At 71.7% G+C, this 26,860-nt stretch carries 26 protein-coding genes; 12 read left to right on the top strand and 14 right to left on the bottom strand.

Annotated elements, in window-relative coordinates; genetic code table 11:
* Position 1 precedes the first annotated feature (1 nt).
* A complete protein-coding gene (locus ACFYZ8_RS36925; RefSeq protein ID WP_359037888.1) occupies positions 2-1,648 on the bottom strand; it encodes a DNA repair helicase XPB in 1,647 nt (548 codons plus the stop codon).
* A 170-nt stretch (positions 1,649-1,818) separates the two neighbouring features.
* Entirely contained in the window at positions 1,819-4,362 is a 2,544-nt protein-coding gene (locus ACFYZ8_RS36920; RefSeq protein ID WP_388540189.1) for a helicase-associated domain-containing protein, read from the bottom strand.
* 156 nt (positions 4,363-4,518) lie between these two features.
* Between ACFYZ8_RS36920 and ACFYZ8_RS36915 the strand changes: the two genes are divergently transcribed.
* On the top strand, positions 4,519-5,568 hold the full coding sequence (locus tag ACFYZ8_RS36915; RefSeq protein ID WP_359037892.1) for a hypothetical protein: 1,050 nt from the start codon (positions 4,519-4,521) through the stop codon (positions 5,566-5,568).
* Positions 5,569-5,646: 78 nt separating this feature from the next.
* Positions 5,647-6,291 carry an HAD family hydrolase gene (locus ACFYZ8_RS36910; RefSeq protein WP_388540191.1) on the top strand — a complete coding sequence of 215 codons (645 nt, stop codon included), beginning with the start codon at positions 5,647-5,649 and terminating at the stop codon, positions 6,289-6,291.
* Here ACFYZ8_RS36910 and ACFYZ8_RS36905 read toward each other — a convergent pair.
* Complete coding sequence (locus ACFYZ8_RS36905) at positions 6,258-6,518, bottom strand: hypothetical protein (protein ID WP_359037896.1); 261 nt, start codon at positions 6,516-6,518, stop codon at positions 6,258-6,260. The genes ACFYZ8_RS36910 and ACFYZ8_RS36905 overlap by 34 nt on opposite strands.
* Positions 6,519-6,681: 163 nt before the next feature.
* On the opposite strand from ACFYZ8_RS36905, the gene ACFYZ8_RS36900 reads away from it, so the two are divergent.
* Both ACFYZ8_RS36900 and ACFYZ8_RS36895 read left to right on the top strand, forming a co-directional pair.
* Complete coding sequence (locus tag ACFYZ8_RS36900) at positions 6,682-7,065, top strand: cold-shock protein (RefSeq protein ID WP_356597539.1); 384 nt, start codon at positions 6,682-6,684, stop codon at positions 7,063-7,065.
* Positions 7,065-7,523 (top strand): hypothetical protein, encoded by a 459-nt coding sequence (locus tag ACFYZ8_RS36895; RefSeq protein WP_388540193.1) that lies wholly within the window; start codon positions 7,065-7,067, stop codon positions 7,521-7,523. The genes ACFYZ8_RS36900 and ACFYZ8_RS36895 overlap by 1 nt, the downstream gene beginning before the upstream one ends.
* On the opposite strand, the gene ACFYZ8_RS36890 is transcribed toward ACFYZ8_RS36895, so the two are convergent.
* From ACFYZ8_RS36890 to ACFYZ8_RS36875, 4 genes are all read right to left on the bottom strand, one after another.
* Entirely contained in the window at positions 7,516-8,364 is an 849-nt protein-coding gene (locus ACFYZ8_RS36890; RefSeq protein WP_388540195.1) for a 1,4-dihydroxy-6-naphthoate synthase, read from the bottom strand. The genes ACFYZ8_RS36895 and ACFYZ8_RS36890 overlap by 8 nt on opposite strands.
* Positions 8,354-9,013: a futalosine hydrolase gene (locus ACFYZ8_RS36885; protein WP_388540197.1), complete on the bottom strand. Its 660-nt coding sequence runs from the start codon at positions 9,011-9,013 to the stop codon at positions 8,354-8,356. The genes ACFYZ8_RS36890 and ACFYZ8_RS36885 overlap by 11 nt, the downstream gene beginning before the upstream one ends.
* 13 nt (positions 9,014-9,026) lie before the next feature.
* A complete protein-coding gene (locus ACFYZ8_RS36880) occupies positions 9,027-9,530 on the bottom strand; it encodes a hypothetical protein (protein WP_359037905.1) in 504 nt (167 codons plus the stop codon).
* Positions 9,531-9,602: 72 nt separating this feature from the next.
* Entirely contained in the window at positions 9,603-11,012 is a 1,410-nt protein-coding gene (locus tag ACFYZ8_RS36875) for an MFS transporter (protein WP_359037907.1), read from the bottom strand.
* A 335-nt stretch (positions 11,013-11,347) separates the two neighbouring features.
* Between ACFYZ8_RS36875 and ACFYZ8_RS36870 the strand changes: the two genes are divergently transcribed.
* On the top strand, positions 11,348-12,274 hold the full coding sequence (locus tag ACFYZ8_RS36870; RefSeq protein WP_388540198.1) for a DUF3027 domain-containing protein: 927 nt from the start codon (positions 11,348-11,350) through the stop codon (positions 12,272-12,274).
* Between the two features lie 10 nt (positions 12,275-12,284).
* Here ACFYZ8_RS36870 and ACFYZ8_RS36865 read toward each other — a convergent pair whose 3' ends face one another.
* The 4 genes from ACFYZ8_RS36865 to ACFYZ8_RS36850 form a co-directional block, all read right to left on the bottom strand.
* On the bottom strand, positions 12,285-13,235 hold the full coding sequence (locus ACFYZ8_RS36865) for a CU044_5270 family protein (protein ID WP_388540200.1): 951 nt from the start codon (positions 13,233-13,235) through the stop codon (positions 12,285-12,287).
* On the bottom strand, positions 13,228-13,845 hold the full coding sequence (locus ACFYZ8_RS36860) for an RNA polymerase sigma factor (RefSeq protein WP_359037913.1): 618 nt from the start codon (positions 13,843-13,845) through the stop codon (positions 13,228-13,230). The genes ACFYZ8_RS36865 and ACFYZ8_RS36860 overlap by 8 nt, the downstream gene beginning before the upstream one ends.
* A 157-nt stretch (positions 13,846-14,002) precedes the next feature.
* Positions 14,003-14,416, bottom strand: a complete 414-nt coding sequence (locus ACFYZ8_RS36855; RefSeq protein ID WP_388540202.1) for a barstar family protein — start codon at positions 14,414-14,416, stop codon at positions 14,003-14,005.
* Between the two features lie 30 nt (positions 14,417-14,446).
* On the bottom strand, positions 14,447-14,734 hold the full coding sequence (locus ACFYZ8_RS36850; protein ID WP_388540203.1) for a hypothetical protein: 288 nt from the start codon (positions 14,732-14,734) through the stop codon (positions 14,447-14,449).
* A 19-nt stretch (positions 14,735-14,753) separates the two neighbouring features.
* Between ACFYZ8_RS36850 and ACFYZ8_RS36845 the strand changes: the two genes are divergently transcribed.
* From ACFYZ8_RS36845 to ACFYZ8_RS36835, 3 genes are all read left to right on the top strand, one after another.
* Entirely contained in the window at positions 14,754-17,921 is a 3,168-nt protein-coding gene (locus ACFYZ8_RS36845) for a sacsin N-terminal ATP-binding-like domain-containing protein (RefSeq protein WP_388540206.1), read from the top strand.
* A gap of 507 nt (positions 17,922-18,428) precedes the next feature.
* Positions 18,429-19,286: a DUF5707 domain-containing protein gene (locus tag ACFYZ8_RS36840; RefSeq protein WP_388540209.1), complete on the top strand. Its 858-nt coding sequence runs from the start codon at positions 18,429-18,431 to the stop codon at positions 19,284-19,286.
* A gap of 133 nt (positions 19,287-19,419) precedes the next feature.
* Positions 19,420-20,220: a hypothetical protein gene (locus ACFYZ8_RS36835; RefSeq protein ID WP_388540212.1), complete on the top strand. Its 801-nt coding sequence runs from the start codon at positions 19,420-19,422 to the stop codon at positions 20,218-20,220.
* A gap of 41 nt (positions 20,221-20,261) precedes the next feature.
* Here ACFYZ8_RS36835 and ACFYZ8_RS36830 read toward each other — a convergent pair whose 3' ends face one another.
* Both ACFYZ8_RS36830 and ACFYZ8_RS36825 read right to left on the bottom strand, forming a co-directional pair.
* Positions 20,262-22,649, bottom strand: a complete 2,388-nt coding sequence (locus ACFYZ8_RS36830) for a cation-translocating P-type ATPase (RefSeq protein WP_388540215.1) — start codon at positions 22,647-22,649, stop codon at positions 20,262-20,264.
* A gap of 112 nt (positions 22,650-22,761) precedes the next feature.
* Positions 22,762-23,031: a DUF2530 domain-containing protein gene (locus ACFYZ8_RS36825; protein ID WP_359037925.1), complete on the bottom strand. Its 270-nt coding sequence runs from the start codon at positions 23,029-23,031 to the stop codon at positions 22,762-22,764.
* A 112-nt stretch (positions 23,032-23,143) separates the two neighbouring features.
* Here ACFYZ8_RS36825 and ACFYZ8_RS36820 point away from each other — a divergent pair, with 112 nt between their 5' ends.
* Positions 23,144-24,538 carry an NCS2 family permease gene (locus tag ACFYZ8_RS36820; RefSeq protein ID WP_388540217.1) on the top strand — a complete coding sequence of 465 codons (1,395 nt, stop codon included), beginning with the start codon at positions 23,144-23,146 and terminating at the stop codon, positions 24,536-24,538.
* Here ACFYZ8_RS36820 and ACFYZ8_RS36815 read toward each other — a convergent pair.
* On the bottom strand, positions 24,531-24,719 hold the full coding sequence (locus ACFYZ8_RS36815; RefSeq protein ID WP_007382848.1) for a hypothetical protein: 189 nt from the start codon (positions 24,717-24,719) through the stop codon (positions 24,531-24,533). The two genes, ACFYZ8_RS36820 and ACFYZ8_RS36815, sit on opposite strands and share 8 nt — an antisense overlap.
* A 145-nt stretch (positions 24,720-24,864) precedes the next feature.
* Here ACFYZ8_RS36815 and ACFYZ8_RS36810 point away from each other — a divergent pair, with 145 nt between their 5' ends.
* The 3 genes from ACFYZ8_RS36810 (at position 24,865) to ACFYZ8_RS36800 (ending at position 26,853) form a co-directional block, all read left to right on the top strand.
* Positions 24,865-25,302, top strand: a complete 438-nt coding sequence (locus ACFYZ8_RS36810; RefSeq protein WP_359037930.1) for a MarR family transcriptional regulator — start codon at positions 24,865-24,867, stop codon at positions 25,300-25,302.
* A gap of 91 nt (positions 25,303-25,393) precedes the next feature.
* Complete coding sequence (locus ACFYZ8_RS36805; protein ID WP_388540245.1) at positions 25,394-26,668, top strand: MFS transporter; 1,275 nt, start codon at positions 25,394-25,396, stop codon at positions 26,666-26,668.
* Positions 26,669-26,694: 26 nt separating this feature from the next.
* Positions 26,695-26,853: a hypothetical protein gene (locus ACFYZ8_RS36800; protein ID WP_388540247.1), complete on the top strand. Its 159-nt coding sequence runs from the start codon at positions 26,695-26,697 to the stop codon at positions 26,851-26,853.
* Positions 26,854-26,860: the final 7 nt, after the last annotated feature.

Raw genomic sequence — 26,860 nt, 5'->3', positions numbered from 1 at the left:
CTCAGGCCCCGTCCGCCAGCAGTTCGTCCGCGTCCACGATCCGGTAGGCGTAGCCCTGCTCCGCCAGGAACCGCTGGCGGTGCGCCGCGAAGTCCTGGTCGATCGTGTCCCTGGCCACCACCGAGTAGAAGTGCGCCTGGTGCCCGTCGGCCTTCGGGCGCAGTACCCGCCCCAGCCGCTGAGCCTCCTCCTGGCGCGACCCGAACGTCCCCGAGACCTGGATGGCGACGGTCGCCTCCGGCAGGTCGATGGAGAAGTTCGCGACCTTCGACACCACCAGCACGCTGATCTCGCCCTCCCGGAAGGCGTCGAAGAGCTTCTCGCGCTGGGCGTTGGAGGTCTCGCCCTTGATGACCGGCGCGTTCAGATGCTCGCCGAGCTCGTCGAGCTGGTCGATGTACTGGCCGATCACCAGGATCTGCTGGCCCGCGAAGCGCTTGACGAGGGCCTCCGTGACCTTCCGCTTCGTCGCGGTCGTGGCACAGAAGCGGTACTTCTCCTCCTGCTCGGCGGTGGCGTAGGCGAGCCGCTCGGAGTCGGTGAGGTTGACCCGCACCTCGACACAGTCGGCCGGCGCGATGTAGCCCTGCGCCTCGATCTCCTTCCACGGCGCGTCGAACCGCTTGGGCCCGATGAGGGAGAAGACGTCCGACTCCCGCCCGTCCTCCCGCACCAGGGTCGCGGTCAGCCCGAGCCGGCGCCGGGCCTGGAGGTCGGCGGTGAACTTGAAGACCGGCGCGGGCAGCAGGTGCACCTCGTCGTAGACGATCAGCCCCCAGTCCCGGGAGTCGAAGAGCTCCAGGTGCGGGTAGACACCCTTACGGCGGGTGGTGAGCACCTGGTAGGTGGCGATGGTGACGGGCCTGATCTCCTTGCGCGTCCCGCTGTACTCGCCGATCTCCTCCTCCGTCAGCGAGGTGCGCTTCACCAGCTCGTGCTTCCACTGCCGGGCCGAGACGGTGTTGGTGACGAGGATGAGCGTGGTCGACTTGGCCTGCGCCATGGACCCGGCGCCGACCAGGGTCTTGCCCGCGCCGCAGGGGAGCACCACGACCCCGCTGCCGCCGTGCCAGAAGTTCTCCACGGCCTGCTTCTGGTAGGGCCGAAGCGCCCACCCGTCCTCGGCGAGCTCGATCGGGTGCGCCTCGCCGTCGACGTACCCGGCCAGGTCCTCGGCGGGCCAGCCCAGCTTCAGCAGCGTCTGCTTGATCTGCCCGCGCTCGGAGGGGTGCACGACCACGGTGTCCGGGTCCAGCCGCGCCCCGACCAGCGGGATGATCCGCTTCGAGCGCAGGATCTCCTCGAGGACCGGCCGGTCGGTGGTGGTGAGCACGAGCCCGTGCGCGGGGTGCTTGCTGAGTGTGAGCCGCCCGTACCGGTCCATCGTCTCGGCGACGTCGACGAGCAGGGCGTGCGGCACCGGGTACCGGCTGTACTGCACCAGCGCGTCGACCACCTGCTCGGCGTCGTGCCCGGCGGCCCGCGCGTTCCACAGCCCGAGCGGTGTCACCCGGTAGGTGTGGATGTGCTCCGGCGCCCGCTCCAGCTCGGCGAACGGCGCGATGGCCCGACGGCACTCGTCGGCCTGCTCGTGGTCGACCTCGAGCAGCAGGGTCTTGTCGGACTGGACGATGAGAGGACCGTTCACGTACATGCATCCTTCCGCACGGGCCAAACGTCCAGTGTGCCTCAACCAGGGACGATCAAGGGAGGGCCGAGGAGGCCGGGAAGGGCCGCCGGGGTCTTCCGGTGCGCGGGTGGCGGGCGGTGGGCCATCACGGGCTCGCCCTCGGACGGCTCCAGGGCACCAGGACAGCCCTACTCCTCCGCCAGTTCCGCCACTCCCGTCACCCGGTGCAGCGGGTACGTGCGGACCTCGTCCGCCGTGTGGTCGTAGGCCGTGACGAAGCCGCCCTCGACGCGGATGGGCGCGATGACGCGCTGGCTGGCGGCGCCCTCGGCGTTGACGTAGCCGATCCACAGGGCTTCGCCGGTGAGGACGGCGGCCTGCATGGTGGCGAGGGTCTCGGCGGAGCTGGTGCGGGGCAGCTCGCCGGTGGCGGGCGGGGGCTGGTCGCTCTGTTTGCGGGGGGTCGTGGAGGCCAGGTCACCGGCGCGGATCGCCCGGATCGCGGCGGACAGGAGGGTCGGGTCCGGGATCGGGGGGCCGTCCGGGACGGGCTCCGGGGCCGAGCGCGGCGGGGTGCGGTGGGCGTGCGCGCGGGTGATCAGGACGTCGCCGTCCGCGGACTCGGCGGCCGGGGCGAAACCCATCGCGCGCAGGCCGTCCAGCAGGGATGCCGGGTCGGCCTGCGCGGCCAGCACCGTCGGGGCCAGCCGGCGCAGCCGCAGCCCCGCGGCACGCTTGTCGGCGAGGATCTCGTTCAGCAGGGCGTCGTCGTCGCAGCGGACGTACGCGGAGGCCGCGCCCACCCGGAGGTGGCCGTGTCTGCGCGCCACGTCGTCGATCAGATACGTCAGCGGCTGCGGCACCGGCGTACGTGCGTGCGCGGCGAGGAAGGCGTGCAGGTCGGAGGCGGACTGACCGGCGTCCAGGGCACGGCGTACCGATGCCGGGGTGAAGCGGTAGACCGTCGCCCCGCCCTTCGACTCCACGTCGGCCAGCACGTCCAGCACCTCGGCCAGCGACCGCTGCAACGGGCCCGGGGCCACCGCCGTCAGGTCGGCCTGGAGCAGGACGTGGTCCAGCGGCTCGGGCAGCAGCGGCGCCAGCAGCCGGGCGGCCGCGGCGGACGCGGTGGCCTGCTCGGCCGGGGAGAGGGGCTCGGCGACGGCGGGCCGGTGGTGCACGGGAAGCTTGTCGCCGGGACCCTGCGGCACCTTTTCCGCCGTCTTCGGCGCCGCCTTGTCCACCGTCTTGGGCGCGGCCGCGCCCAGCAGCGCCCGCCCGTGCCCCGACAGCGCCCCCCGCCCCGTCACGCCCAGCAGCTCCGCCTCCGCCAAGGTCCACTCGGCGAGCCGCGACCGCAGATCGTCCTCGCGCTGCGGCCCCCGCAGCGGCCGCTCCCAGCGCAGCCGGGCCAGCACCGACTCCCTCGACGGCGCCGCCCCCTCCGGCAGCCCCGCCAGCAGCGTCAGCACCCGGTGCCGTACCTCCGGCGCCGCGCTGCGGTCGAGTCCGGGGCCCAGCGTCGACAGGGTGCGCTCCTTCGCGTCCCGGCCGCCCACCAGCCCTGACACCCGCGTCGCCGTCAGCCACGCCTCCGCCAGGCGGGCCCAGCGCTGTGCCGGGGGCTGCTCCAGCCACTCGTCGTGGGCCGGGGTCGCCGCGTACCGCTCGTCGGCCTCGCCGTCGGAGGCCAGCAGGCCCGCCGCGTACGCCAGCTCGACCCAGAACGCGGCCACCGGCTCGGCCACGTCCAGGGCGACGGCCGTGCGCTTGAGGTCACGGACGCTCAGGCCGCCCGCCCGCAGCACCGCGGGCCCGCCCTCGTCCCAGTCCTTCAGCAGCTCCTCGACGGTCGCGAGCGCGGTGTACGCCTGCCCGGCCGCCGTCGCGTCCACAACCTGTGGACGGTGGGTCGCCGCGGGCTCCACGGCCGGCGGCAGCGGCTCCACCTCCCGGTGCGCCCGGCCGCCGCGCAGGTGCAGGGCCGCCTCCCGCGGCAGTACGACCGTCCCGGGCGCCGTCGGCACCAGCAGCCCCACATCCAGCAGACGGCGCAGGTGCACCGCGGGGTCGGCGGTGACCTGGCCGTACGGCGGACCCCACACCAGCCGCGAGAGCACCTCCCGCGACTCCTCCGGGAGCCCGGCGAGCAGCGCCGACATCCGCTCGCGGTCGGTGAACAGGGCCGTCAGCGCCGCCACCGCCGACACGGCGTCGTGGGTGGAGCCGATTCCCGCCGCCTGGACGATCTCCTGGATGCGGCCCGGCGACATGCCCGCCGTGGCCTCCTGCACGGTCGGCCCGAGCCCCGTCGGCGACGGATGCTGCGGCGAGGGCGCGAGCAGTTCACGGGCCGTGCGGACCAGCCGCAGCCGGTCGTCGTCGCCCCACACCAGGGCCTGCTCCCGCAGGGTGGCGAGGGCGTGCGGGAGCGCCGCCGAGACCGCCGGGTCACCGCCGTCACCGGTCAGCAGGGCCCGCAGTTCCTCGTACGGCGCCGGGTCCGCCGCCACCGCCAGCGCCTCCGCCGTCTGGAGCGCGAAACGGTCCAGGCGCTCCAGCGCCCGCACCACCGACGCCCGCGTCCCGGCCCGGGTCGCGAGCTGGGTGAGGTCGGTGGGCACGGGCGTGATGAGGTCGGGGCGGGCACGCAGAAGCGCGGCCAGGGAGACGTCGTCCCTGGCCCGGAGCGCTTCCGCGAGGGAGCGCGGCGGTACGGCCGGGTTGCTCATCCGACCAACGGTAGCGGGTGGTGGGGCGGGGCAGGGGTGACGTACCCCGCGCTCCCGCAACCGTCCCGCAGGCCGCCAGGGCCCCTCCGGTCGGCGGCTGCCTGCGCTAACGTCGTCCCACGGGGTATCCAACGCACCCGCCCCGGAGGGGACTTCGTGGGTATCGAGAGCGATCAGGTCGTCTACGAGTATCTGAGCCGCGTCGGCGATGTCGCGCAGCAGCGGCAGTTGCCGTCGTCCACCCGTATGCGGCTCGTCTCGGAACTGCGCAACGAGATCGACCGGCGGCGCGCCAAGGTCACCGTGGACTCGCCGGCCGCCGTCCGCCGGATCATCGCCAAGCTGGGCAGTCCCGACGAGGTGGTCACCGCCGCCGGGGGCACGGCGGGCAGTGCCCCGCAGGCGCCGGTCGTCGCCATGCCCGTACAGCGGGACCGGGAGACGGAGGAGACCGAGCGGCCCAAGGGGCTGCGCAAGGTCGTCCCCCGGCAGCGCCCCGACACCCCGCCGCGGCCCGCACCCGCCGAACGGGACACCTCCCACGGGCCGCACCTGGCCGGCCTTGACGAACTCGGCGACACCGCGGCGCAGCCCGACTGGTGGCGGGTGGACAGCAGCCCCTTCGGCGTCGGCGACAGCGTGCCGGGCTTCGTGGGCGGGGTGGAGATCCCGGAGCTGCTGAAGCCGCCGCCGCCCAAGGAGGAGAGAAAACCCGAGCCCGCGCCCGCCGTGCAGCAGGCGGCGCAGACGGCGCAGGCTCCGGTGGCCAAGGCCCGCACGGCCTGGTGGAAGCCCAGGAAGGTCACCAAGGTCGTCGAGCCGGTCGTCGAGGCCGCCCCGGCCCGTCGGCGCCCCTTCTCCGGCCCCGGGAGCTGGAGCAACCCCCTCCTCCTGCTCGCCGCAGCCCTTCTGGTCGCCGGCGCCGTGCTCGGCAACCTGCTCGTCCTCGTCGTCGGCTGGCTCATCGCGTGGGCCTCGCGCCGGCTGAGCGACGCCGAGACCAGATGGGCCGTCGTGATCCTGCCGGGCCTGTCGCTCACCGCGGGGCTCGTCTGGCTGTGGGGGCGCAACGAGGGCCGCTGGGGCGAGCCCATCGCCCAGGGCCACATGAACGACGCGGTCGCCGAGACCTGGCCGTGGGTGGTGCGGGGCGCGGCCGTGGCGTCGGCGCTGTTCCTCGTGTGGCGCTCGCAGCGGCGGCGGTAGGGCCCGGGAACAGGTCACCGGAACAGGTCACCGGAAATCGTTGTCCGACGGCCGTACCCCTTGGGCACAATGGCTCATATGGCCTCTACAAGCACGTCCGCTCCGACCGTCGGCTTCGATCTCGACATGACGCTCATCGACTCCCGCCCCGGCATCCACGCCTGCTGGGTGGAGCTGGCCGAGCGGACGGGGACGTACGTCGACGCCGACCTGGTGGTGACGCGGCTCGGGCCACCCCTGGAGGAGGAGATGGCGTACTGGTTCCCGGCGGACCGGATCCCGGCCATGTCCGACCTCTACCGCGAGCTCTACCCGTCGTACGCCGTCAGCGGCAGCCTGGCGATGCCCGGCGCCCGCGAGGCCGTCCGCGCCGTTCAGGCGGCCGGCGGGCGGGCGATCGTGGTGACGGCCAAGTGGGAGCCCAACGCCAAGCTGCACATGAGGCACCTCGGCATGGAGCCCGACGCGGTGATCGGCAACCTGTGGGCCGAGAGCAAGGGCGAGGCCCTGCGCGAGCACGGCGCGAGCGTGTACGTCGGGGACCACGTCGGCGATGTGCGCGGGGCGCGGATCGCCGAGGCGCTCTCGGTCGCGGTGCCCACCGGCCCGTGCAGCGCCGAGGAACTGGCCGAGGCCGGAGCCGATGTCGTCCTCGGTGATCTCACCGAGTTCCCGGGGTGGTTTTCGGACTACCGGCCGGACGCCGTTCCGGCCCGCGCCTGACGCCTTCCCGCCGCGACGGATTGCAGGACCCCGGCGCCGGCCACCACGAAGCCGACGGCCATGAGCATGCTCAATCCGAACATGTATGTAGGAAATGGCTTCGTTCCGAGCAGGAACGGGGCCACGGTGACCAGAGTGGCCACCGCACCGATGAAGAACACGATGGCTCCGGCACGGATCAGTCGGTCACCGGGAGCGGCGGAATTCGTTTGGGTTTTGTCACGCACCGGACCAGGGTAGTTCCCTGCGCGAAGGAACAACCGGGCGACGTCTTGTCACCGGCCTGAAGACCATTAGCCTTGGTACCGGCGGGTCCCGACGACCCGCCCGAGTGCTATCAAGAGCCGTTTCAGAAGCAGTTTTCCGACGAGTACGAGGACGAGGACAGACGTGCCTACCGGCAAGGTCAAGTGGTTCAACAGTGAGAAGGGCTTCGGCTTTCTCTCCCGTGACGACGGCGGCGACGTCTTCGTCCATTCCTCGGTCCTCCCCGCCGGAGTCGAGACGCTGAAGCCCGGACAGAAGGTGGAGTTCGGAGTGGTCGCCGGTCAGCGCGGTGACCAGGCTCTTTCGGTGACCGTCCTCGACCCGACCCCCTCGGTGGCGGCGGCGACGCGCAAGAAGCCGGACGAACTGGCCTCCATCGTCCAGGATTTGACGACCCTCCTGGAGAACATCACGCCGATGCTGGAGCGCGGCCGCTACCCCGACAAGGTCGCGGGCAAGAAGATCGCCGGTCTGCTGCGAGCGGTCGCCGACCAACTCGACGTGTAGTGAGCGAGATACGGGCCGAGGCGCCGTCGCCCCGGCTGCTGGAGCAGATCCGGCGGCAGCGGCGCCACACCCTGGAACTGCTGACCGTGTGCGCCGCGGGCCTGGTCCCCTGGACGGTCCTGCTGGCCTTCACGCTGCCGAGCGGCTACACGGTCCGCCAGTGGCGCACCACCTGGGTCGGCTTCGACGTCCTGCTCCTCCTCGCGATGGCCGCCACGGCCCTGCTCGGCTGGCGCCGCCACCGGGGGGTCGTGGTGGCGGCGGTGACGACGGGTGCCCTGCTGGTCTGTGACGCGTGGTTCGACGTCTCGCTGGCGCTGGGCACCCCGGACGTCTGGTGGTCGGCCGCATTGGCGGTGTGCGTGGAACTCCCGCTGGCGGGCTTCCTGATCCACCGGGTCCTGGGAATGTTGAAACTGGCCCAATGGCCGATGCCCGCAAAGGAACGCGTCAGATAAACGACAACGCGTCGGGCCGCAAAGCGGGTACAAGACCTTCCGCGGCCGCCCGGGTCAACAGCCCCCGAATCGCCGCATATCCGTCCTCGCCGAGGTCCGCGGTGAACTCGTTGACGTACAGACCGATGTGCTGATCGGCGACCGCGGGATCCATCTCCTGCGCATGGGCCATGACATAAGGCCGGGAAACCTCGGGCTCTTCCCAGGCGGCCCGCACGGACGTACGGATGGACTCGGCCAGCAGTGACAGCCGCTCCGCGCCCAGTGACCGCTTCGCGATGATCGCGCCCAGCGGAATCGGCAGCCCGGTCGTCGACTCCCAGTGCTCGCCCATGTCCGCGAGCTTGTGCAATCCGTAGTTCTGGTAGGTGAACCGCGCCTCGTGAATGACGAGCCCCGCGTCCACGCGGCCGTCCCGCACGGCCGGCATGATCTCGTGGAACGGCAGCACGACGATCTTCCCGACCCCGCCGTCGAGCACGTCCGCAGCCCACAGCCGGAACAGCAGATACGCCGTCGACCTCTCCGACGGCACGGCGACGGTACGCCCCGCGAGGTCCACCCCGGCCTCCCGCGTCAGCACCAGCGGCCCGCACCCCCGCCCCAGCGCGCCCCCGCACGGCAGCAGCGCGTACTCGTCGAGGACGTACGGCAGCACGGCGTACGACACCTTCAGGACGTCGAACTCACCGCGCTCGGCCATCCCGTTGGTGACGTCGATGTCGGCGAAGGTCACGTCCAGCGCGGGCGCCCCCGGCACCCGGCCATGGGCCAGCGCGTCGAAGACGAACGTGTCGTTCGGGCAGGGGGAGTACGCGATCTGCAGCGGCTCAGTCGTCATGGTGGGTCCAACTCTCCAGTACGGGCGTCAGCTTCCCGAAGCCCTCCGTCAGGGCCGCGAGCGCGTCGCCGATGCGCCAGGCGGCCCGGTCGCGCGGACCGACCGGGTTGGAGACGGCGCGGACCTCCAGCACGGGCAGCCCGTGCGCCCCGGCCGCCTCGGCGACCCCGAAGCCCTCCATGGCCTCGGCGAGGGCGGTGGGGTGGCGTTCCCGCAGGGCGGCCGCGCGGGCGGCCGTACCGGTCACCGTGGAGACGGTGAGCACGGCTCCGGCCCGTGCCCCGGTCGCGGCCGCGGCGGCCCGTACGAGGTCTTCGGGAGGCCGGTGGGTGACGGTCCCGAACCCCAGCTCGGTCACCGGCACGAACCCGTCGGCGGTCTCCGCCCCGAGGTCGGCCGCGGTGATCTCGTCGGCGACGACGAGCGACCCGACCGGCGCGTGCGGCAGGAACCCGCCGGCGATCCCGGCGGAGACGACGAGGCCGTAGGGAGCGCCTTGCAGGGCCGCCGTGGTGAGGGCGGTCGCGGTGGCGGCGGCGGCGAGCGCGGGGCCCACCCCGGCCGCGAGGACGGTCAGGCGGTCGCCCGTGAACGCGCGGGCCACCGCGTCCCGTTCGACCGGGACGGCGGTGGCCACGAGGATGCGCATCGGATTCGGCGGATCAGTAGTCGGAGTTCTCCAGCTTGAAGTTCCACACGCCCTTGTACGCCTTGCTCTCGCCGGAGGACGCCTTGTCCTGCTCGACGATGCTGATGTACAGCGTCTTCTGCGGGGCCTGGCCCTGCTGCTGGGCGAAGAGGTCGACGCCGTCGAAGGCGTAGTAGGTCTTCTTGTAGGCGTACGTCATCTGCTGGCCGTTGATCCACAGCGCCCAGCCGGTGTCGGCGACCTCGGGGTCGACGCCGACGCGCAGGGTCTCGCTCTGCTTGACCTTGATCGTCTTGACGTCGGACTTCTCCAGGGCGCACTTGGCGGCCTTCGCCTTGCCGAGGTCGTTGCCGTCGTCGTAGCAGACGGCCTCGGAGCTCACCGAGGTCGAACCGACCGTGACGGTGACGCGCGGCGTCGGCTTGTCGCAGGCCGACAGGACGAGCAGTCCGGCGGAAACGAGGCCGGCGGCGGCGACGGCGCGGCGGCGTCGCACATCGGATTGCAGCGTGGTCATGGCGGAAGGCTATCGGGCGTGCCTCACGGTCCCTTTATGCGGGGTACGGCGTGCCGTGTGCCGGGAGCCCGGTTAGGCCACTCGCGCCTTGGACGCGCTGCCGTGCCGGGCCGAACCGAGCAGCCCTCTCGCGGTGGCCAGCCAGCCCGCGGCCACCACCGCGGCGGCCACCGAGAGGCCGAGGTAGCCGTTGAGCGGCATCACGATGCCGACCACACCGCCGAACACCGAGGACACCTGGAGCAGGGTCTCCGAGCGGGCGAAGGCCGAGGTGCGGACCAGTTCGGGCACGTCCCGCTGGATCAGCGCGTCCAGGGACAGCTTGGACAGGGCCTGCGCGAACCCGGTGACGGCCGCAAGACACGCCACCAGGAACGCTCCGAAGAAGATCGCCGCGACGATCGCCGCGCCCAGCGCGAAGGCGACCATCGTCACGATGATGATCTCCGGCGCCTTCGACCGGAGCCAGGCCCCGACGGCCGTACCCAGCGCGTTGCCCACGCCCGCCGACACGACCACCAGGCCGAGCGAGACCGCCGCGCTCTTGCCGGTCAGCGGGTGCTCGCGCAGCAGGAAGGCGAGGAAGAAGGTGAGGAAGCCGGAGAGCCAGCGCAGGGCGGCGTTCGCGCCGAGGGCGTGGGTGACGGCCGTGCCGACCGTGCGCAGCCCCGGCCGCTTGACCTCCTTGCGGTGCGGTCCGTGCAGGTGCGCCTCGTCGGCGGCGAGCAGCGCCACGTCCTCGCCCTTGGCCGAGTCGACCTTCGGCGGCAGCGAGAAGGACAGGAACGTGCCGGCGATGAAGATCACGAAGGCGCCGTAGAGCGGCCAGCGCGGTCCGATGGCCTGGAGCCCCGCGCCGATGGGAGCCGCGATGCCGGTCGCGAGGAGGCCGCCGAGGGTGACGCGGGAGTTCGCCTTGACGAGGGAGAAGCGGGGCGGGAGCAGACGGGGCACGACCGCGCTTCTGACCACGCCGTACGCCTTGGAGGCCACCAGTACGCCGAGGGCCGCCGGATACAGCTCCAGGCTGCCCGTGGCGACCGCCCCGGCGATGATCAGCGCGAGCATCGCCCGGGCGAGCATCGCGCCCGCCATCGCGGCCCGGCGGCCGTGCGGGAGGCGGTCCAGGAGCGGGCCGATCACAGGGGCCAGGATCGTGAAGGGCGCCATGGTGATGGCGAGGTACAGGGCGACGCGCCCGCGGGCCTCGTCGGTCGGCACGGAGAAGAACACCGTCGAGGCGAGGGCGACGGTGATCATCACGTCCCCCGCGCCGTTGACGGCGTGCAGTTCGATCAGTTTGCCGAGCCCGGACTCGCCCGCGCCGTGGGCGTGGGTCGCCTTGCGGATGCCGCGGGCCGTACCGGTGAACGGGAAGTGCAGGGCACGGCCGACGGCGCGCACGGGCCCTGTCATCTGGGTCATCCGGCCCGTACCGCCACCGATCCCGGTGGCTCCCTGGGGTGTCCTCGTGGCTGCCACCCCGTCATAGTGCCCCGAGAAAGCTGTGAGTAGTGCGGTTACCGCGCGTATGAACGCATATCAAGCCCCTCCGGGGGGCCGGTGGAGGGCCACTGGGGCAACGAACCCTCACGTCGGTGTAGGCCGAGCGGCGACGAACAGGTAGCGTGCGTAGCGCGCCGTGGCGAACGTTCTCGGCCGCGCGCCTCTCTGACATCCCGCAGAATGGATGGGAGCAGGTGCGCCCGAGCGCGATCGGGCGCGGACGTCGACGCGGTCCTCCGGTCCGCTCCGTCCGCATCCGTCGCCTTCAGGCCGGCGCACCCGAGTGACGGCGTAGGAGAGAAGCGATACCTGTGAGCGCAGCGACAACGCGAAGCCGCACCCCCGACCGCCTGTGCGCCGAGGCCGTCGACCTCGCCCGCACGGCCGCCGAGGAGGCCGCCGCGCCCGGTGTGGTGGGTGAGCACGCCGGCCTGGTCTCCGAGGGCGATCGTGTCGTCACGCACTTCTTCGAGTGCAAGGAACTCGGCTACCGGGGCTGGCGCTGGGCCGTCACGGTGGCGCGCGCCTCCCGGGCGAAGCTGGTGACGCTGGACGAGGTCGTCCTGCTCCCCGGCCCGGACGCGCTGCTGGCACCGGAGTGGGTGCCGTGGAGCGAACGCCTGCGCCCCGGCGACATGGGCCCCGGCGACCTCCTCCCCACCGACGCCGAGGACCTGCGCCTGGAGCCCGGCTACACCGGCGAGGACGAGCCGCTGCCGAGCGCGCCGGTCTCCGAGGAGATGGCCGAGCTGGTCGAGGCCGAGGACGCGGAGCTCACCGGGGGCACCCCCTCGAACCTCCCGGTGGCCCCGACCCGCGGCTCGATCGCCGCGGTCGCCGAGGAACTGGGCATGCGCCGGGCCCGGGTCCTGTCCCGCTACGGCCTCCATGTCGCCGCCGACCGCTGGGAGGAGTCCTTCGGCGCGAAGACGCCGATGGCCCAGGCGGCCCCGGCGCCCTGCGTCAGCTGCGGCTTCCTGGTCCCCCTGGGCGGCTCGCTGGGCCAGGCCTTCGGCCTGTGCGCCAACGAGTTCGCCCCGGCGGACGGCCGCGTGGTCTCCCTGTCCTACGGCTGCGGAGGCCACTCGGAGGCGGCGGTCATGCCGAAGCCCCCGCAGCCGGCCCCGCCGGTGATCGACGAGACCCGGGTGGACCCGTTCCCGCTGCGCCCCGCCCGGGACTCCGGCTCGGTGCCGGAGACCGCGGACGAGGCGTCGGCGGAACTGGGCCACTCGTAGGGCCTTCGGCTCACGGGCGCTGGAACACCCGGTCCACGACGCCGTCGGCGACGATGTACTGCGACTGGTCGTAGGCGTAGGCCGTGCCGTTCTCCGCGGCCCGCTCACGCAGCCCCAGGTACCGGTACGTCTTCGCGTCGAAGAGCAGCAGCCGCCCGCCGTCCTTCGCGGAGGTGCCCGGCGGGCCGACGACGTACCGGACGCCGATGGCGGTGTGGCCGTTGAACTCGGTCCGGCCCGGCAGCACCTTGACACCGGGGGCGGCGGCGAGCGCCTCGAACGCCGCGGAGCGCAGCCCCTTGGGCAGGACGGAGTGGCGGAGCAGTCCGGAAAGGAAGATCTGGACCATCGGCCACTCGTCGGCCCTCGTCGGCCTGCCGTAGTCCGGCTTGCCGCCCATGTCGCGCAGGGTGGCCGTCAGTTTCCCCGGATCGGTGGGCAGTTCCTTCAGCTCGGACCACTTGGACGGCGGCCAGGTGCTCTGACCCGGCTGGAACACCGGCACCCACTGCTTGTGGCCCAGCTCGCTGACGTAGCCCTTCTTGGAGCCGTCCACCGAGCTCCAGCTCTCGTCGACCCACTTCTTCACGGGGCCGCCCGAGACCGGCCTGCGCTCGATGACCTCCTTGGTGTAGATGAACTGGTCGTCGCGCGGGGCGAGCGGCTTCTCGGTGCGCAGTGCCTCGGCCGCCGCCCCCCGCAGCACGGTGGTCGCGCTGACGGTCTGCGTGCGAGGGGCGTTCCCCCCGGTGTCCTGGGCCACCACCACGGTCGCGGTGACCGCGGCCGCGGCGGCTCCGGCCACGGCGATCCGCAGCAGCGGACGGCGGCCCACCACGACGGGCGCGGCCGCGGGGACCCGCATCGCCTGGTACAGGCGGGCACGGGCACGGGCGCGGGCCGTGTCCGAGAGAGGGGGCGCGTCCGCGTCCCACTCCCTCAGGAGCTCGATCTCATTCATCGTCGGATTCCTCTCGAAGAGCGGTCGGATCGGATCCGCCCAATGCCTCACGAAGTTTTCTGCGGGCCCTGTGCAGCCGCGACCGGACCGTCCCCACCGGCACACCGAGGGCGGCCGCGACCTCCTCGTAGCCCAGGCCGGCCCAGGCGACCAGCAGCAGCACGTCCCGGTGCCGGGCGGGCAACCGGGCGAGGGCGGCGGCCAGTTCGCCGCCCACCGCCTGTGCGCTGACCCGTGCGGCCACCCGGTCCGCGACCGCCTCCTCGGCCTGTCCGGCGGGGGCGGCCGAGGGGAGCCGGCCGAGAGTCCTCAGCCGCCGGGCCTCGGCACGCCGGTGGCGGCCGACGAGGTTGGTCGCGATGCCGAACAGCCAGGGGCGGGCGTCGGCCGCCTCCGTGCGGTACCGGAAGCGCTGCTGGAACGCGGTGGTGAAGGTCTCCGCCATGACGTCCTCGGCGGTCTCCGCACCGAGCCGGCGCGCCGCGTAGCGGTGCACCGAGTCGGCGTGGCGGTCGAAGAGCACGGCGAACGCCTCGGGCTCTTCCCACGACCGTTCGATCACCGCGGCGTCGCTGTCCTGCCCCACTGTGACGCCCGGTTCGACGGTCATCGGGGCTCCTTTCGTCGCTGTCACGTCGCTGTCACGCTCTGAAGCTCGGGCTTTCACCCGTACTTCGCCGCTCGCGGCAATCCGGTTCCCCTCCCCGGCGCACGAGTGAGCCCCGCCGTCGGGGGACCGCGGGGCTCATGGTGGGGGGAGCGGGCCCTTACGGACCCGGGTCGACGGCGATGAAGACGGACACCCGCTTCGGTGTGCCGCTGGTGGTGACGGGGTCGGTCAGTGACTCGGTGATGTCACGCAGGACCTCCTGAGCGATCCGGAAGTCCTCGTCCGCCCCGTCGGCGGGCGACACGGCGTCTGGCCAGACGATGACGACGTGCGGGGACTCCAGGGTGCGCAGTCCCTCCCACAAGGAATCCGAGAGGGCGTCCCAGCTCCTGGTGCCCGCCAACGGCGGGTCCAGGGGCAGGGTCTCGCGGACGGCGTGGAAGAAGGTCTCCCGGTCGACCCGGCCGTCCGTCGCGAGGACGAACATCGGCAGGTGCTGCCGCCCGGCCTCGGCCAGCACGGCGGACACCTCGGCCGGGGACAGGATCGTCAGGCCTTCACTGAATTCCAAGTCGCTCACCGAATCCGTACGAATGGCGGGTCACCCGCGTCTCCATGGTGTGTCCAGGTGTAGTACGTCTCGCCGGTCGTTGAGGACGCTTTCCCCCGCCGCCGGGAGCTTCCCGGACAGCCACGCGACCTTGCAGGTGGCGTTGTGGACGAGGACGGGCGTCCGCCCGGCGAACACGTAGAAGGTGTGCAGGTCGTCGACCGTCAGGTTGTGGGTCCGGGCGGTCCCGCCGAAGGAGCGGTTGGCCCGGACCGTCTTCGCCGTTGCGAACCCTCCCCGAGTTACGGTCCTCCCTCCTCGCGGTACCTTCGTCGTCACGCCGATGAGGAGAGTCAACGTGAGCAAGTTCGTGCGGCCCGCCGCCGAGGGTGCCGACCCGTTCGGGACCGCCCGGCTCAGGCGAGGGGTGCTGGACGCCTGGGCCACCAGCCCCGCCCGGTTCCGGGAGGACGCCAACGCCGAGGAGGACCTCGTCCTCGGCGGGTACCGGGACCGGCTCGTCGTCGAGCTCGCGCAGAACGCCGCCGACGCGGCCGCCAGGGCGGGCGTGCCCGGCCGGCTCCGCCTCACCCTTCGCGAGGGTGTCCTGTTCGCCGCCAACACCGGTGCCCCGCTGGACGCGGCCGGTGTCGAGTCCCTCTCCACGCTGCGCGCCTCCGCCAAGCGCGACAACGGCGACGGCTCGGTCGGCCGCTTCGGTGTCGGCTTCGCCGCCGTCCTCGCGGTCACCGACGAGCCCGCCGTGGTCGGCCGGCACGGCGGGGTGCGCTGGTCGCTCGCCGAGGCCCGCGACCACGCGGCCGACACCGCCCGCCACAGCCCGGGGCTCGGCGACGAGATCCGCCGCCGCGACGGCCATGTCCCGCTGCTGCGGCTCCCGTTCGCGGCCGAGGGCACCGCGCCGGAGCCCTACGACACCGTCGTCATCCTCCCGCTGCGCGACACCGCAGCCGCCGACCTCGCCGAGCGCCTCCTGGACGCCGTCGACGACGCCCTCCTGCTCGCCCTGCCCGGGCTCGAGGAGGTCGTGATCGAGACGGCCGACACGACCCGCACCATCAGCCGCCGCACCGAGGACGACCTCACCGTCGTGGAGGACTCGCGGGACGGTACGACCCGCTGGCGTACGGCCTCCGCGCACGGTCCGCTCACCCCCGAACTGCTCGCCGGCCGGCCCGTCGAGGAGCGGCTGCGGCCGCACTGGTCGCTCACCTGGGCCGTGCCCGCCGACCCCGACGGCACCCCGGCCCACCCCCGCACCAGCCCCGTCGTGCACGCCCCGACCCCCAGCGACGAACCGCTCGGCGTGCCCGCACTGCTCATCGCGTCCTTCCCGCTGGACACCACCCGCCGGCACGCGGCCCCCGGGCCCCTCACCGACTTCCTCGTGCAGCGCGCGGCGGACGTGTACGCCGAACTCCTGGCCGGCTGGCGGCCGGTGAGCGAGGGGGTCATCGCGCTGGTGCCCGGCCCGCTCGGCAAGGGCGAACTGGACGGGGCGCTGCGGCAGGCGATCCTGGACCGCCTCCCGCGCACCGCGTTTCTCCCGCCCGCCCTCCCAGCGTTTCTCCCGCCCGCCCTCCCAGCCTTCCCACCGCCCGCCCTCGAACCCGGTGACGACTCGGAGCTGCCCGAGGCCCTGCGCCCCCGCGAGGCCGAGGTCGTCGAGGGCGCCGGCGCCGACACCGTGCGGGTGCTCGCCGAGGTGCTGCCGACTCTGCTGCCCGCCGGTCTCGAACGGCGCGTGGAGCTGCGGACGTTGGGCGTCGCCCGGGTCCCGCTGACCGACGCGATCGACCGGCTGGCGGGCCTGGAGAAGGAACCCGAGTGGTGGCAGCGGCTCTACGACAGCCTCGCGGGCGTCGACCCCGACCGGCTCTCCGGCCTGCCCGTCCCGCTCGCCGACGGGCGTACGACGATCGGGCCCCGGCAGGTGCTGCTGCCCACCTCGGACGGCCCCCTGATCGACCCCGAACTCCTCGCCCGGCTCGGCCTCAAGGTCGCCCACCCGGACGCCGCCCACCCGCTCCTGGAGAAGCTGGGCGCGCTGCCCGGGACCCCGCGCGCGGTGCTCACCACACCCCAGGTGCGGGCCGCCGTGGCCGCCTCCCTGGACGACGACGGCGGTGCGAGCTGGGAGGAGGACACCCCGGACGCGGAGGAGCTGGCCGACACCGTCCTCGCGCTCGTCCGGGACGCGGACCTGGAGCCCGGTGAGGAGCCGTGGCTGGGGGCGCTCGCCCTGCCCGACGAGGAGGGCGAACTGGTCCCCGCGGGTGAACTCGTCCTGCCCGGCAGCCCGTTCGCCGAGGTCATGCGGGAGGACGAACTCGCCTTCGTGGACGCCGAGCTGGCGGAGAAGTGGGGCGAGCAGCCGCTGGCCGCCTGCGGGGTACTCGCCAACTTCGCCCTGGTCCGCGCCACCGACGTGGTCCTGGACCCGGACGAACTGGAGCCCCGCGAGGGCGACTTCGCCGAGCCGGACGACGCCGGGCTGCTGGACGCCGTGGACGTGTGGTGCGAGGACATCCTCGACCGCTTCCCGGACACCCCGGTGCCGCCGGTCGCCACCGAACTGGTCGCGGTCCGCGATCTCGACCTGGTCGACGAGGACAAGTGGCCCCAGGCCCTCGCCCTGCTCGCCCAGCCCCCGCTGCGGGACGCCCTCACCCAGCAGGTCCGCATCCTGCTGCCGGACGGCACCCATGAGGTCGTACGGCCGTACACCGCCTGGTGGCTGCGCGGGAACCCGGTGCTCGACGGCCGCCGCCCCGCCGGTCTGCTGGCGGCGGGCGGGGACCCGCTCCTGCGCGGCCTGTACGACGAGGCCGACGCGACCGGGTTCGACGACGAGCAGGTGCTGCGGGCGCTGGGGGTGCGGACCTCGGTGGCCGCGCTGCTGGCGGAGCCGGGGGGTGCGGCCGAGCTCCTCGACCGGCTGGCCGACCCCGACCGGCCGGTGTCCTCCGGCCAACTGCACGCCCTCTACGGAGCGTTGGCCGACCTGGACCCCGAACAGGTCACCCTGCCCGACGAGCTGCGGGCGGTGACCGACGGCCGGGTCGAGGTCGTGGACGCGGCCGACGCGGTGGTCGTCGACTCACCCGACCTGCTTCCCTTCACGGAGGGCGTCCCCCTTCTCCCCGTGCGGCCGTCCAGGGCGGCGGAGTTGGCCGAACTCTTCCAGGTCCGCCGCCTGAGCGAGTCCGTGACGGGTTCGGTGGACTCCGAGGGCACGGAACACGACGTCCCGGAGTCCGTACGGATCCTGCTGGGTCCGGGCACCCCGTCCTCGTACGTCGAGCACGAGGAACTGGTCGTCGACGGCGTGGAGATCGACTGGCGCCTGACGAACGACGGCGTCCTGCATGCGGCCACCCTGGAGGGCGTGGCAGCGGGCCTCGCCTGGGCGGCCCGTCAGTGGCCCCGCCGCTTCGAGGTGGCGGCCCTCCTGGAGGACCCGACCCGCACGGAGGAACTGGCGAGGGACCGCTGGTTCGACTGAGCGGCTCAGCCGGAGCTGGGGTCCAGGACGTACGCGTACCTCTCCAGACCGAGCGTGATCCCGGTCAGCCGCCGGACACGCTCGGGAGGACGTCCAGCCCCACCGCGGTGACATCGACGGACGAGTCGGGGAACTCGCCGTCCTTCGGGTAGCGGGAGAGGGCGAGTCTCACGCGGTGGGGCCCTTCTCCGGTTCCAGGAAGTAGTCGTAGTTCGCCAGGTCGAGCGCGACGCCGGTCAACTGATGGACGCGCTCGGCGTGTTCCCGGGTCAGGGGGGTGGACATTGGCCAGCTGCTCCAGCGGGGTCGCCAGGAGTTCCGCCCAGGCCTGCCCGCCCACCGCGGTGACATCGACGGACGAGTCGAGGAACTCGCCGTCCTTCGGGTAGCGGGAGAGGGCGTAGAAGATGCTCACACAGAACTCTTACCAATCGTGCAACCTTTCGCCCCACTCGTTTATCTGATCAGTCGAGTCACACAGACTCACTGATCTCACGTGGGGAACACATGCGTATTCGTGCCACCGTGGCCGCCGTCTCCGGTGCCCTGGCCCTCTCCGCCCTCGCCGTGCCGGCCTCGCAGGCCGCCGACGGAGGTTTCGACAAGACCACCGCCGCCGAGCGCTTCGGTGTCTCGCGTGCGGCGATGAGCACCGCCGCCGCGGCCGACGAGGAGCTGCCGGTCGTCTCCAAGGTGACGGTCAACGGTGCCAAGGACATCGTCGTCGGAACGACGGCCGCCAAGAAGTTCACCGTGTCCCTGACCGCCAGCCACTCCGCCGGCATCCAGGACGCCTACATCGACCTGTGGCACGGCAAGGACGTCGAGCACATCGACGGCCTGCTCACGCCGAACGAGGAAGTCGCCTCCTGCACCGCGGTCAACGCCACGACCTCGACCTGCAAGCTCACCGTCACGGCCGTCCCGGGCAGCGACCTGTACATGAACTCGCTGGCCGGCACCTGGCACGTCACGGCCGCGGTCCTCGCCAACGACGAGGTCGGCAGCGTCTACTGGAACGACTTCTACGGCACCCACAAGGTGCAGCGCCTCTCCAAGCTCACGGTCAACGCCTCCCCCGAGCCGGTGAAGAAGGGCAAGACCATCACCGTCACGGGCAAGCTGACGCGGGCCAACTGGGAGACCCGGACGTACGCCGGTTACTCGACCCAGCCGGTGAAGCTGCAGTTCCGGAAGAAGAATTCCAACACCTACACCACCGTCAAGACCATCAAGACCAACACCAAGGGGGACCTGAAGACCACGGTCAAGGCCACGGTCGACGGATTCTTCCGCTGGAGCTTCGCGGGCACCTCCACCACCCCGGCGGTCAACGCCGCGGGTGACTTCATCGACGTCAAGTAAGTCGTGCCGAGGTAAAGCGTTGCGCATGTGCGGGGAAAATCATGTCCCACCCGTACAACCAGTCCCCTGCGTCACGGATCTAGGGAGTGAGTCAGCAGACTCCGAGATCCTTCTCTCCTCATGGGGAACGCACATGCGCATACGCGCCCTCGTCCTCGCCGCCTCCGGCGCCGTGGCACTCTCCGCCCTCGCCGTGCCGTCCGCCTCGGCCGCCACGGCCGGGCCGGCCGTCACCTTCTCCCAGCTGAAGGTGAACAGCGGCAAGAACATCGTGGTCGGGACGACCACGACGGTCACGGTCTCGGCGACGTACACCGTGACGAAGCCCGCGAACCTGAACGCGAGTTCCTTCCAGACCGGGCCCGTCCTCTACCGCGGCACCACGCTCGGACTGAACTCCGACGACCTGCTCGGCGGGGACGAGCCCGGCACCTGCACGGCGTCCTCCTCGACCGTCCTGAAGTGCACGGCGAAGATCCAGTTCCGCCCCAAGGGCTCCGACGAGGACGGCGACCTGCTCAGCAGTGAGGCCGGCACCTGGAAGCTGGGCGCCCTCGCGGTCAACGACGCCGGCGGCATGACCTGGCAGGGCAACCAGGGCACCACCCACCTCCAGCGCAAGGCCACCCTCACCACCGACGCCTCCCCGGAGCCGGTGAAGAAGGGCAGGACCATCACGGTCACGGGCAAGCTCGCCCGCGCGAACTGGGACACCAACAAGTACGCCGGCTACGCGACCCAGCCGGTGAAGCTCCAGTTCAAGAAGAAGGGCGCGACCACCTGGAGCACCCTGAAGACCATCAAGTCCAGCTCCACGGGCGCCCTGAAGACCACGGTGACGGCCTCCACCGACGGCTACTTCCGCTACGTCTTCGCGGGCACGACGACGACCTCGCCGGTCAACTCGTCGGCCGACTACATCGACGTCCAGTAGAACGCGCCTCTCGAGGGCTCCGTCCCGGCTGAAGCCCAGCGCTAAGCGGAACCGCGGCGGTCGACCCACCTCCACAGGAGTTCCAGGGCGGCCGCCGCCACCACCGAGATGCCGACCGCGGTCCACGGCATCGCCATCCCCACCAGCTTCAGCGCGAAGAAGTCCTGGAGCCAGGGCACGGCCAGGACCAGGACGAACCCGAGCCCCATCGCCGCGACGAGCGCGAGCCGCCACCAGGTGTACGGGCGGGCGATGATCGCCAGCACCCACATCGAGATCAGGAACAGGGTCAGCGTGGCCGCGCTGGTCTCCGCGTCCAACGCGCCGGACCCCGTGTAGTAGTGACGGGCGATCAGATACGTCACGAAGGTCGCGACCGCCGCCACCACCCCGCCCGGAATCGAGTACCGCATCACCCGCCGCACGAAATGCGGCCTCGCACGTTCCTTGTTGGGCGCGAGGGCCAGGAAGAAGGCCGGGACGCCGATCGTCAGCGTCGACAGCAGGGTCAGGTGCCGTGGCAGGAAGGGGTACTCGACCTGCCAGCACACCACGAGGACCGCCAGCAGCACCGAGTACACGGTCTTCACCAGGAACAGCGTCGCGACCCGGGTGATGTTGCCGATGACCCGGCGGCCCTCCGCGACCACGGACGGCAGCGTCGCGAAGCTGTTGTCGAGCAGCACGATCTGGGCGACCGCCCGGGTGGCCTCCGACCCGGAGCCCATCGCCACCCCGATGTCGGCGTCCTTGAGGGCGAGCACGTCGTTGACCCCGTCGCCGGTCATCGCGACCGTGTGCCCGCGTGACTGGAGCGCCCCCACCATGTCCCGCTTCTGCTGCGGGGTGACCCGCCCGAACACCGTGCCCTCGTCGAGCGTCTTCGCCATCGTGTCCGGCTCGGCGGGCAGTTCACGCGCGTCGACCACGCTGCCGTTCAGCCCCAGCTTGGCCGCCACCGCCCCGACCGACACCGCGTTGTCGCCGGAGATGACCTTGGCGCGCACGTCCTGGTCGGCGAAGTACCGCAGGGTGTCGGCGGCGTCGGGCCGCAGCCGCTGTTCCAGTACGACGAGGGCGGTGGGCCGCGCTCCCCGGGCGACCTCGGGATCGTCGAGGTCACGGGAGGCGCGGGCCAGCAGCAGCACCCTGAGGCCCTGCTCGTTGAGCCGCCCCGTCTCGGCGAGGGCGGGGTCGGCGGGGGGCAGGAGCACGTCCGGTGCCCCCAGCAGCCACGTACCGGACTCGCCGTCGCCCTCGCTGAAGGTGGCGCCGCTGTACTTGCGGGCCGAGGAAAAGGGGAGCGCCTCGGTGCAGCGCCACTCCTCGACGTCCGGGTAGGCGTCGATGATCGCCTGGAGCGAGGCGTTGGGCCGCGGGTCCGACTCGCCGAGCGCGCCCAGGACCTTGCGGACGTACGACTCGTCGGCGCCCCTGAGCGGCCTGAGCTCGGTGACGTCCATGCCGCCCTCGGTGAGGGTGCCGGTCTTGTCGAGGCAGACGGTGTCGACGCGGGCGAGGCCCTCGATGGCGGGGAGTTCCTGGACGAGGGCCTGTTTCCGGCCAAGCCGGATGACACCGATGGCGAAGGCGACCGAGGTCAGCAGGACGAGGCCCTCCGGGACCATGGGCACGATTCCGCCGACCGTCCGGGCGACGGAGTCCTTGAGGTCGTTGTCCTTCACGAACAGCTGACTGATGACCAGGCCGATCGCGGTCGGGACCATCATCCACGTCACGTACTTGAGGATCGTGGAGATGCCGGAGCGCAGCTCGGAGTGGACCAGGGTGAAGCGGGAGGCCTCCTCGGCGAGCTGGGCGGCGTAGGCCTCGCGGCCGACCTTGGTCGCCCGGAAGGCGCCGCCGCCGGCGACCACGAAGCTGCCGGACATCACCTGGTCGCCGGGCCGCTTCACCACCGGGTCGGCCTCGCCGGTCAGCAGGGACTCGTCGATCTCCAGGCCGTCGGCCTCGACGACCACCCCGTCCACCACGGCCTTGTCGCCGGGCCCGATCTCGAGGAGGTCGTCGAGGACGATCTCCGAGGTGCCGACGTGGACCGCGGTCCCGTCCCGCCGTACGGTCGGCCGGGCCTCGCCGATCACCGCGAGCGAGTCGAGGGTCTTCTTGGCCCGCCACTCCTGGATGATGCCGATCCCGGTGTTGGCGAGGATGACGTACCCGAACAGGCTGTCCTGGAACGGCGCGACGAACAGCATGACCAGCCAGAGCACACCGATGACGGCGTTGAACCGGGTGAAGACGTTCGCCCGGACGATCTCCGCGAGGCTCCGGCTGCTGCGCACCGGCACGTCGTTGACCTGGCCCCGCCCCACCCGCTCGGCGACCTCGGCGGCGGTCAGCCCGGTCACTGCCGGGGACAGGCCCGTCGTGCGGTCGAGTTCGGCGCCCGCGTCGGTGTGCGTCATGCATTCGACGGTACGTGCGGTTTTGCGGCTTCACCCGCCGAGTGACCGGAAGTTCCGACCTGGGGAGGAGACGGGAACGGGCGAGTGATGCCGTGGTACTAGGGGTTGCTCGTCACTCGGCAGCAGACTCGGCCGCCGCCTTCTTGAGGGCCGCGTCCCGCTTCCGCACGTACCAGGTGCCGTACAGCCCGAGCACGCCCCCGGCCAGACAGGTCCACAGCCACCAGGTGTGTCCGTGGTCGTCGAACCAGCCGTAGAAGGGGAGCTGCACGAGGAAGAGGACGAACCAGAGGATCGTGCCACCGGTGACGGTGGCCACCACGGGCCCTTCCAGGGGCTCGGGCGCCTCGTGCTTCACGGGTCCCGAAAAAAATCCGGCCATGGGGACAGCTTACGAGGCGATCACATCTACGCGCGGAGATGGCGATCGTCCGAGTTATACGTTCATACTGAAACGGTTTACATCTGTCCACTTCTGCTCGTAGGAACATCCAATGCCGACCGCCCTCGACCGCTACTTCAAGATCTCCGAGAGGGGCAGCAGCCTGCCCCGTGAGATCCGGGGCGGGTTCGCCACGTTCTTCGCGATGGCCTACATCATCGTGCTGAACCCGATCATCCTCGGCAGCGCCAAGGACATGTACGGCCATCACCTGGACAACGGCCAGCTGGTCACCGCGACCGCCGTGACCGCGGCCTTCACCACCCTCCTCATGGGCGTGGTCGGCAACGTCCCGATCGCCCTCGCGGCCGGCCTCGGCGTGAACTCCGTCGTCGCCCTCCAGCTCGCGCCCCGGATGTCCTGGCCGGACGCGATGGGCATGGTCGTCCTGGCGGGCTTCATCGTGATGCTGCTGGTCGCCACCGGTCTGCGCGAGCGCGTGATGAACGCGGTGCCCTTCGGTCTGCGCAAGGCGATCTCCATCGGTATCGGCCTGTTCATCATGCTGATCGGGCTCGTGGACTCCGGCTTCGTCTCCCGCATCCCGGACGTCGCCCAGACCACCGTCCCGCTCCAGCTCGGGGGCGACGGCCACCTCAACGGCTGGCCCGTCCTGGTCTTCATCCTGGGCGCCCTGCTCACCCTCGCGCTGATCGTCCGCAAGGTCTCCGGCGCGATCCTGATCTCGATCGTCACGATGACCGTCGTAGCGATGATCATCGAGGCCGTCGCCAATGTCCCGTCCTGGGGGCTCACGGCCCCGAAGTGGCCCGGCAACCCGGTCGCCACCCCCGACTTCGGCCTGCTCGGCAAGGTCAGCCTCTTCGGCGGCTTCTCCCACGTGGGCGTGCTGACCGGCATCCTCTTCGTCTTCACGGTCCTGCTGTCGTGCTTCTTCGACGCGATGGGCACGATCATGGGCGTCTCCGACGAGGCCAAGCTCACCGACGCCCAGGGCCAGATGCCCGGCATCAACAAGGTCCTCTTCGTCGACGGCCTCGCGGTCGCGGCGGGCGGTGCGAGCTCGTCGTCGGCGACGACGGCCTTCGTGGAGTCGACGGCGGGAGTCGGCGAGGGCGCCCGTACCGGCTTCGCGAACCTGGTCACCGGCGGGCTCTTCACCGTGGCCCTCTTCCTGACGCCCGTCGCCACGATGGTCCCGTCCCAGGCCGCGACCCCCGCGCTGCTCGCGGTGGGCTTCATGATCCTGGCCAACTCGGTCCGCGACATCGACTGGGTCGACTACACGATCGCGATCCCGGCCTTCATCACCATGGTGATGATGCCGTTCACCTACTCGATCACCAACGGCATCGGCATGGGCTTCATCACCTTCGTGGTGCTGCGCCTGGCGGCCGGACGGGGCCGGGAGATCCCGGCCGCGATGTACGTCGTCTCCGCCGTCTTCACCTTCTACTACCTGATGCCGGCGCTGGGCCTCACGTGACCCCGTAGAACTTCTCGGTCTCGTCGACGGCGCTCTGGAACCGCTCGTCGAAGTCGTCCCGGATGAGCGTTCGGATCACATAGTCCTGGACGCTCATTCCCCTTTTGGCCGCATGGTCGCGGAGCCGCTCGAGCAGCTCCCCGTCTATCCGCAGGCTGAGCACGCTGGTCCCCATGAACACGAGGGTCGCCGCCGCCGGGGAGCGGCGTTCACGTTCCGCTGCCGACTCACTCGTATGGGTGAAGATCGGGTTTCAGTGGCCGGAGTCACGGGAATCCCCGCGCACGCCAGCTTGTTTAGCCAGAGTAATGAGTTACGCTAAAGAGATGCCGGACCTCACCCATGGCGACGACGCTGCCGCCGTGAACTCCCTGCGATCAGCCGTGATGCGACTGTCCCGCCGACTCAAGCACCAGCGGGTCGACGAGTCGCTCAGCCCCACCGAGATGTCGGTCCTGGGCACCCTCTCCCGCTGCGGCCAGGCCACCCCGGGCGAGCTCGCCCGCAAGGAGCACGTCCAGCCGCCGTCGATGACCCGCATCGTGGCGCTGCTGGAGGCCAAGGGACTCGTCCGGCTGGAGCCGCACCCCGAGGACCGGCGCCAGAAGGTCGTCACCCAGACCGAGCAGGCCGAGGCCATGCTCGCGGAGGCCCGCGTCAAGCGGAACGCCTTCCTGGCCACCCTGGTCGACGGCCTCGACGAGGACGAGTGGGCGAAACTGCGCGAAGCCGCCCCCGTGCTGGAGAAACTCGCACACCTGTAAGCCGCAAAGAGGAGGCGAACGCACTTTGAGTACGGGACCCGGAACACCTTCCGTCCCCGCACCGACCGCCCACTACCCCCGCAAGTCCTCGATGTTCAGCTCGCTGAGGGTCAGGAACTACCGCCTGTTCTTCGCCGGGCAGGTCGTCTCCAACATCGGCACCTGGATGCAGCGCATCGCCCAGGACTGGCTGGTGCTCAGCCTCACCGGCTCCGCCACCGCCGTCGGTGTCACGACGGCCCTGCAGTTCCTGCCGATGCTGCTCTTCGGCCTCTACGGCGGTGTCCTCGTCGACCGGCTGTCCAAGCGCCGCGCGCTGCTGTTCACCCAGTCCGCGATGGGCGCCACCGGTATCGCGCTCGCCGTCCTCACCCTGAGCGGCCACGTCCAGGTCTGGCACGTCTACCTCGCCGCCTTCGCCGTGGGCCTCGCGACGGTCGTCGACAACCCGGCCCGCCAGTCCTTCGTCTCCGAGATGGTCGGCCCCGACCAGCTCCAGAACGCGGTCAGCCTGAACTCCGCGAACTTCCAGTCCGCCCGCCTGATCGGCCCCGCCGTCGCGGGCGTGATGATCACCGGTGTGGGCACCGGCTGGGCGTTCCTCGCCAACGGGCTGTCCTTCGTCGCCCCGCTCGTCGGCCTGCTGATGATGCGGGCGCGTGAGCTGCACGTCGTCGAGCGCGCCCCACGCGGCAAGGGGCAGCTGCGGGAGGGTCTTCAGTACGTGGCCGGGCGGCCCGAACTGATCTGGACCATCGTCCTGGTCGGGTTCGTGTCCACCTTCGGCTTCAACTTCCCCGTCTACCTCTCGGCCTTCGCCGACGACGTCTTCCACGCCGGCGCGGGCTCCTACAGCCTCTTCAACACGGTGATGGCGGTCGGCTCCCTGGCCGGCGCCCTGCTCGCCGCCCGGCGCGGCACCGCAAGGCTCCGGGTGCTCGTCGTGGGCGCGGTGGCCTTCGGCACGCTGGAGATCGTGGCCGCACTCGCCCCCTCGCTGTGGCTGTTCGCCCTGCTCATGGCCCCGATCGGGATGTTCGGCATGACGGTCAACGTCACCGCGAACACCAGCGTCCAGATGGGCACCGACCCGGCCATGCGGGGCCGCGTGATGGCCCTGTACATGATGGTGTTCATGGGTGGCTCCCCGATCGGCGCCCCGATCGCCGGCTGGATCACCGACGCCTACGGCGTCCGCGCCGGCCTCGCGGCGGGCGGCGCGATCGCCGCGCTGGCCGCCGTGACCATCGGCCTGGTCCTGGCCCGTGTCGGCAACCTGCGGTTGTCGGTCGGCTGGAACGGTGGTCATCCGCAGGTGCGGTTCGTGCCGCGCGAGGCGCGGGAGGAGTTGGCCGCGGCGGCTTGAGCGTGGCGGGCCGGGGTCGTGCGGGCTTGGCCAGGATCTGGTGCGGTGGTGGCCGGGTGGGGGCGGTCGGCCTGGTTCTGGCCCGTGTCGGTGATCTGCGGTTGTCGGTCGGCTGGAACGGTGGTCATCCGCAGGTGCGGTTCGTGCCGCGCGAGGCGCGGGAGGAGTTGGCCGCGGCGGCTTGAGCGTGTC

This window comes from Streptomyces sp. NPDC001668 (assembly GCF_042893155.1).
Classification (GTDB): domain Bacteria; phylum Actinomycetota; class Actinomycetes; order Streptomycetales; family Streptomycetaceae; genus Streptomyces.
The sequence above is the reverse complement of the archived record's forward strand: the minus strand, read 5'-3'. Positions and strand labels throughout refer to the sequence as shown.

Coding starts and splice junctions, on each gene's coding strand:
- ACFYZ8_RS36920 (WP_388540189.1), bottom strand. CDS start 4,362: ATGAGCAACCCGGCCGTACCGCCGCGCTCCCTCGCGGAAGCGCTCCGG.
- ACFYZ8_RS36910 (WP_388540191.1), top strand. CDS start 5,647: ATGGCCTCTACAAGCACGTCCGCTCCGACCGTCGGCTTCGATCTCGAC.
- ACFYZ8_RS36890 (WP_388540195.1), bottom strand. CDS start 8,364: ATGACGACTGAGCCGCTGCAGATCGCGTACTCCCCCTGCCCGAACGAC.
- ACFYZ8_RS36885 (WP_388540197.1), bottom strand. CDS start 9,013: ATGCGCATCCTCGTGGCCACCGCCGTCCCGGTCGAACGGGACGCGGTG.
- ACFYZ8_RS36880 (WP_359037905.1), bottom strand. CDS start 9,530: ATGACCACGCTGCAATCCGATGTGCGACGCCGCCGCGCCGTCGCCGCC.
- ACFYZ8_RS36865 (WP_388540200.1), bottom strand. CDS start 13,235: ATGAATGAGATCGAGCTCCTGAGGGAGTGGGACGCGGACGCGCCCCCT.
- ACFYZ8_RS36860 (WP_359037913.1), bottom strand. CDS start 13,845: ATGACCGTCGAACCGGGCGTCACAGTGGGGCAGGACAGCGACGCCGCG.
- ACFYZ8_RS36840 (WP_388540209.1), top strand. CDS start 18,429: ATGCGTATTCGTGCCACCGTGGCCGCCGTCTCCGGTGCCCTGGCCCTC.
- ACFYZ8_RS36835 (WP_388540212.1), top strand. CDS start 19,420: ATGCGCATACGCGCCCTCGTCCTCGCCGCCTCCGGCGCCGTGGCACTC.
- ACFYZ8_RS36830 (WP_388540215.1), bottom strand. CDS start 22,649: ATGACGCACACCGACGCGGGCGCCGAACTCGACCGCACGACGGGCCTG.
- ACFYZ8_RS36825 (WP_359037925.1), bottom strand. CDS start 23,031: ATGGCCGGATTTTTTTCGGGACCCGTGAAGCACGAGGCGCCCGAGCCC.
- ACFYZ8_RS36820 (WP_388540217.1), top strand. CDS start 23,144: ATGCCGACCGCCCTCGACCGCTACTTCAAGATCTCCGAGAGGGGCAGC.
- ACFYZ8_RS36810 (WP_359037930.1), top strand. CDS start 24,865: ATGCCGGACCTCACCCATGGCGACGACGCTGCCGCCGTGAACTCCCTG.
- ACFYZ8_RS36805 (WP_388540245.1), top strand. CDS start 25,394: ATGTTCAGCTCGCTGAGGGTCAGGAACTACCGCCTGTTCTTCGCCGGG.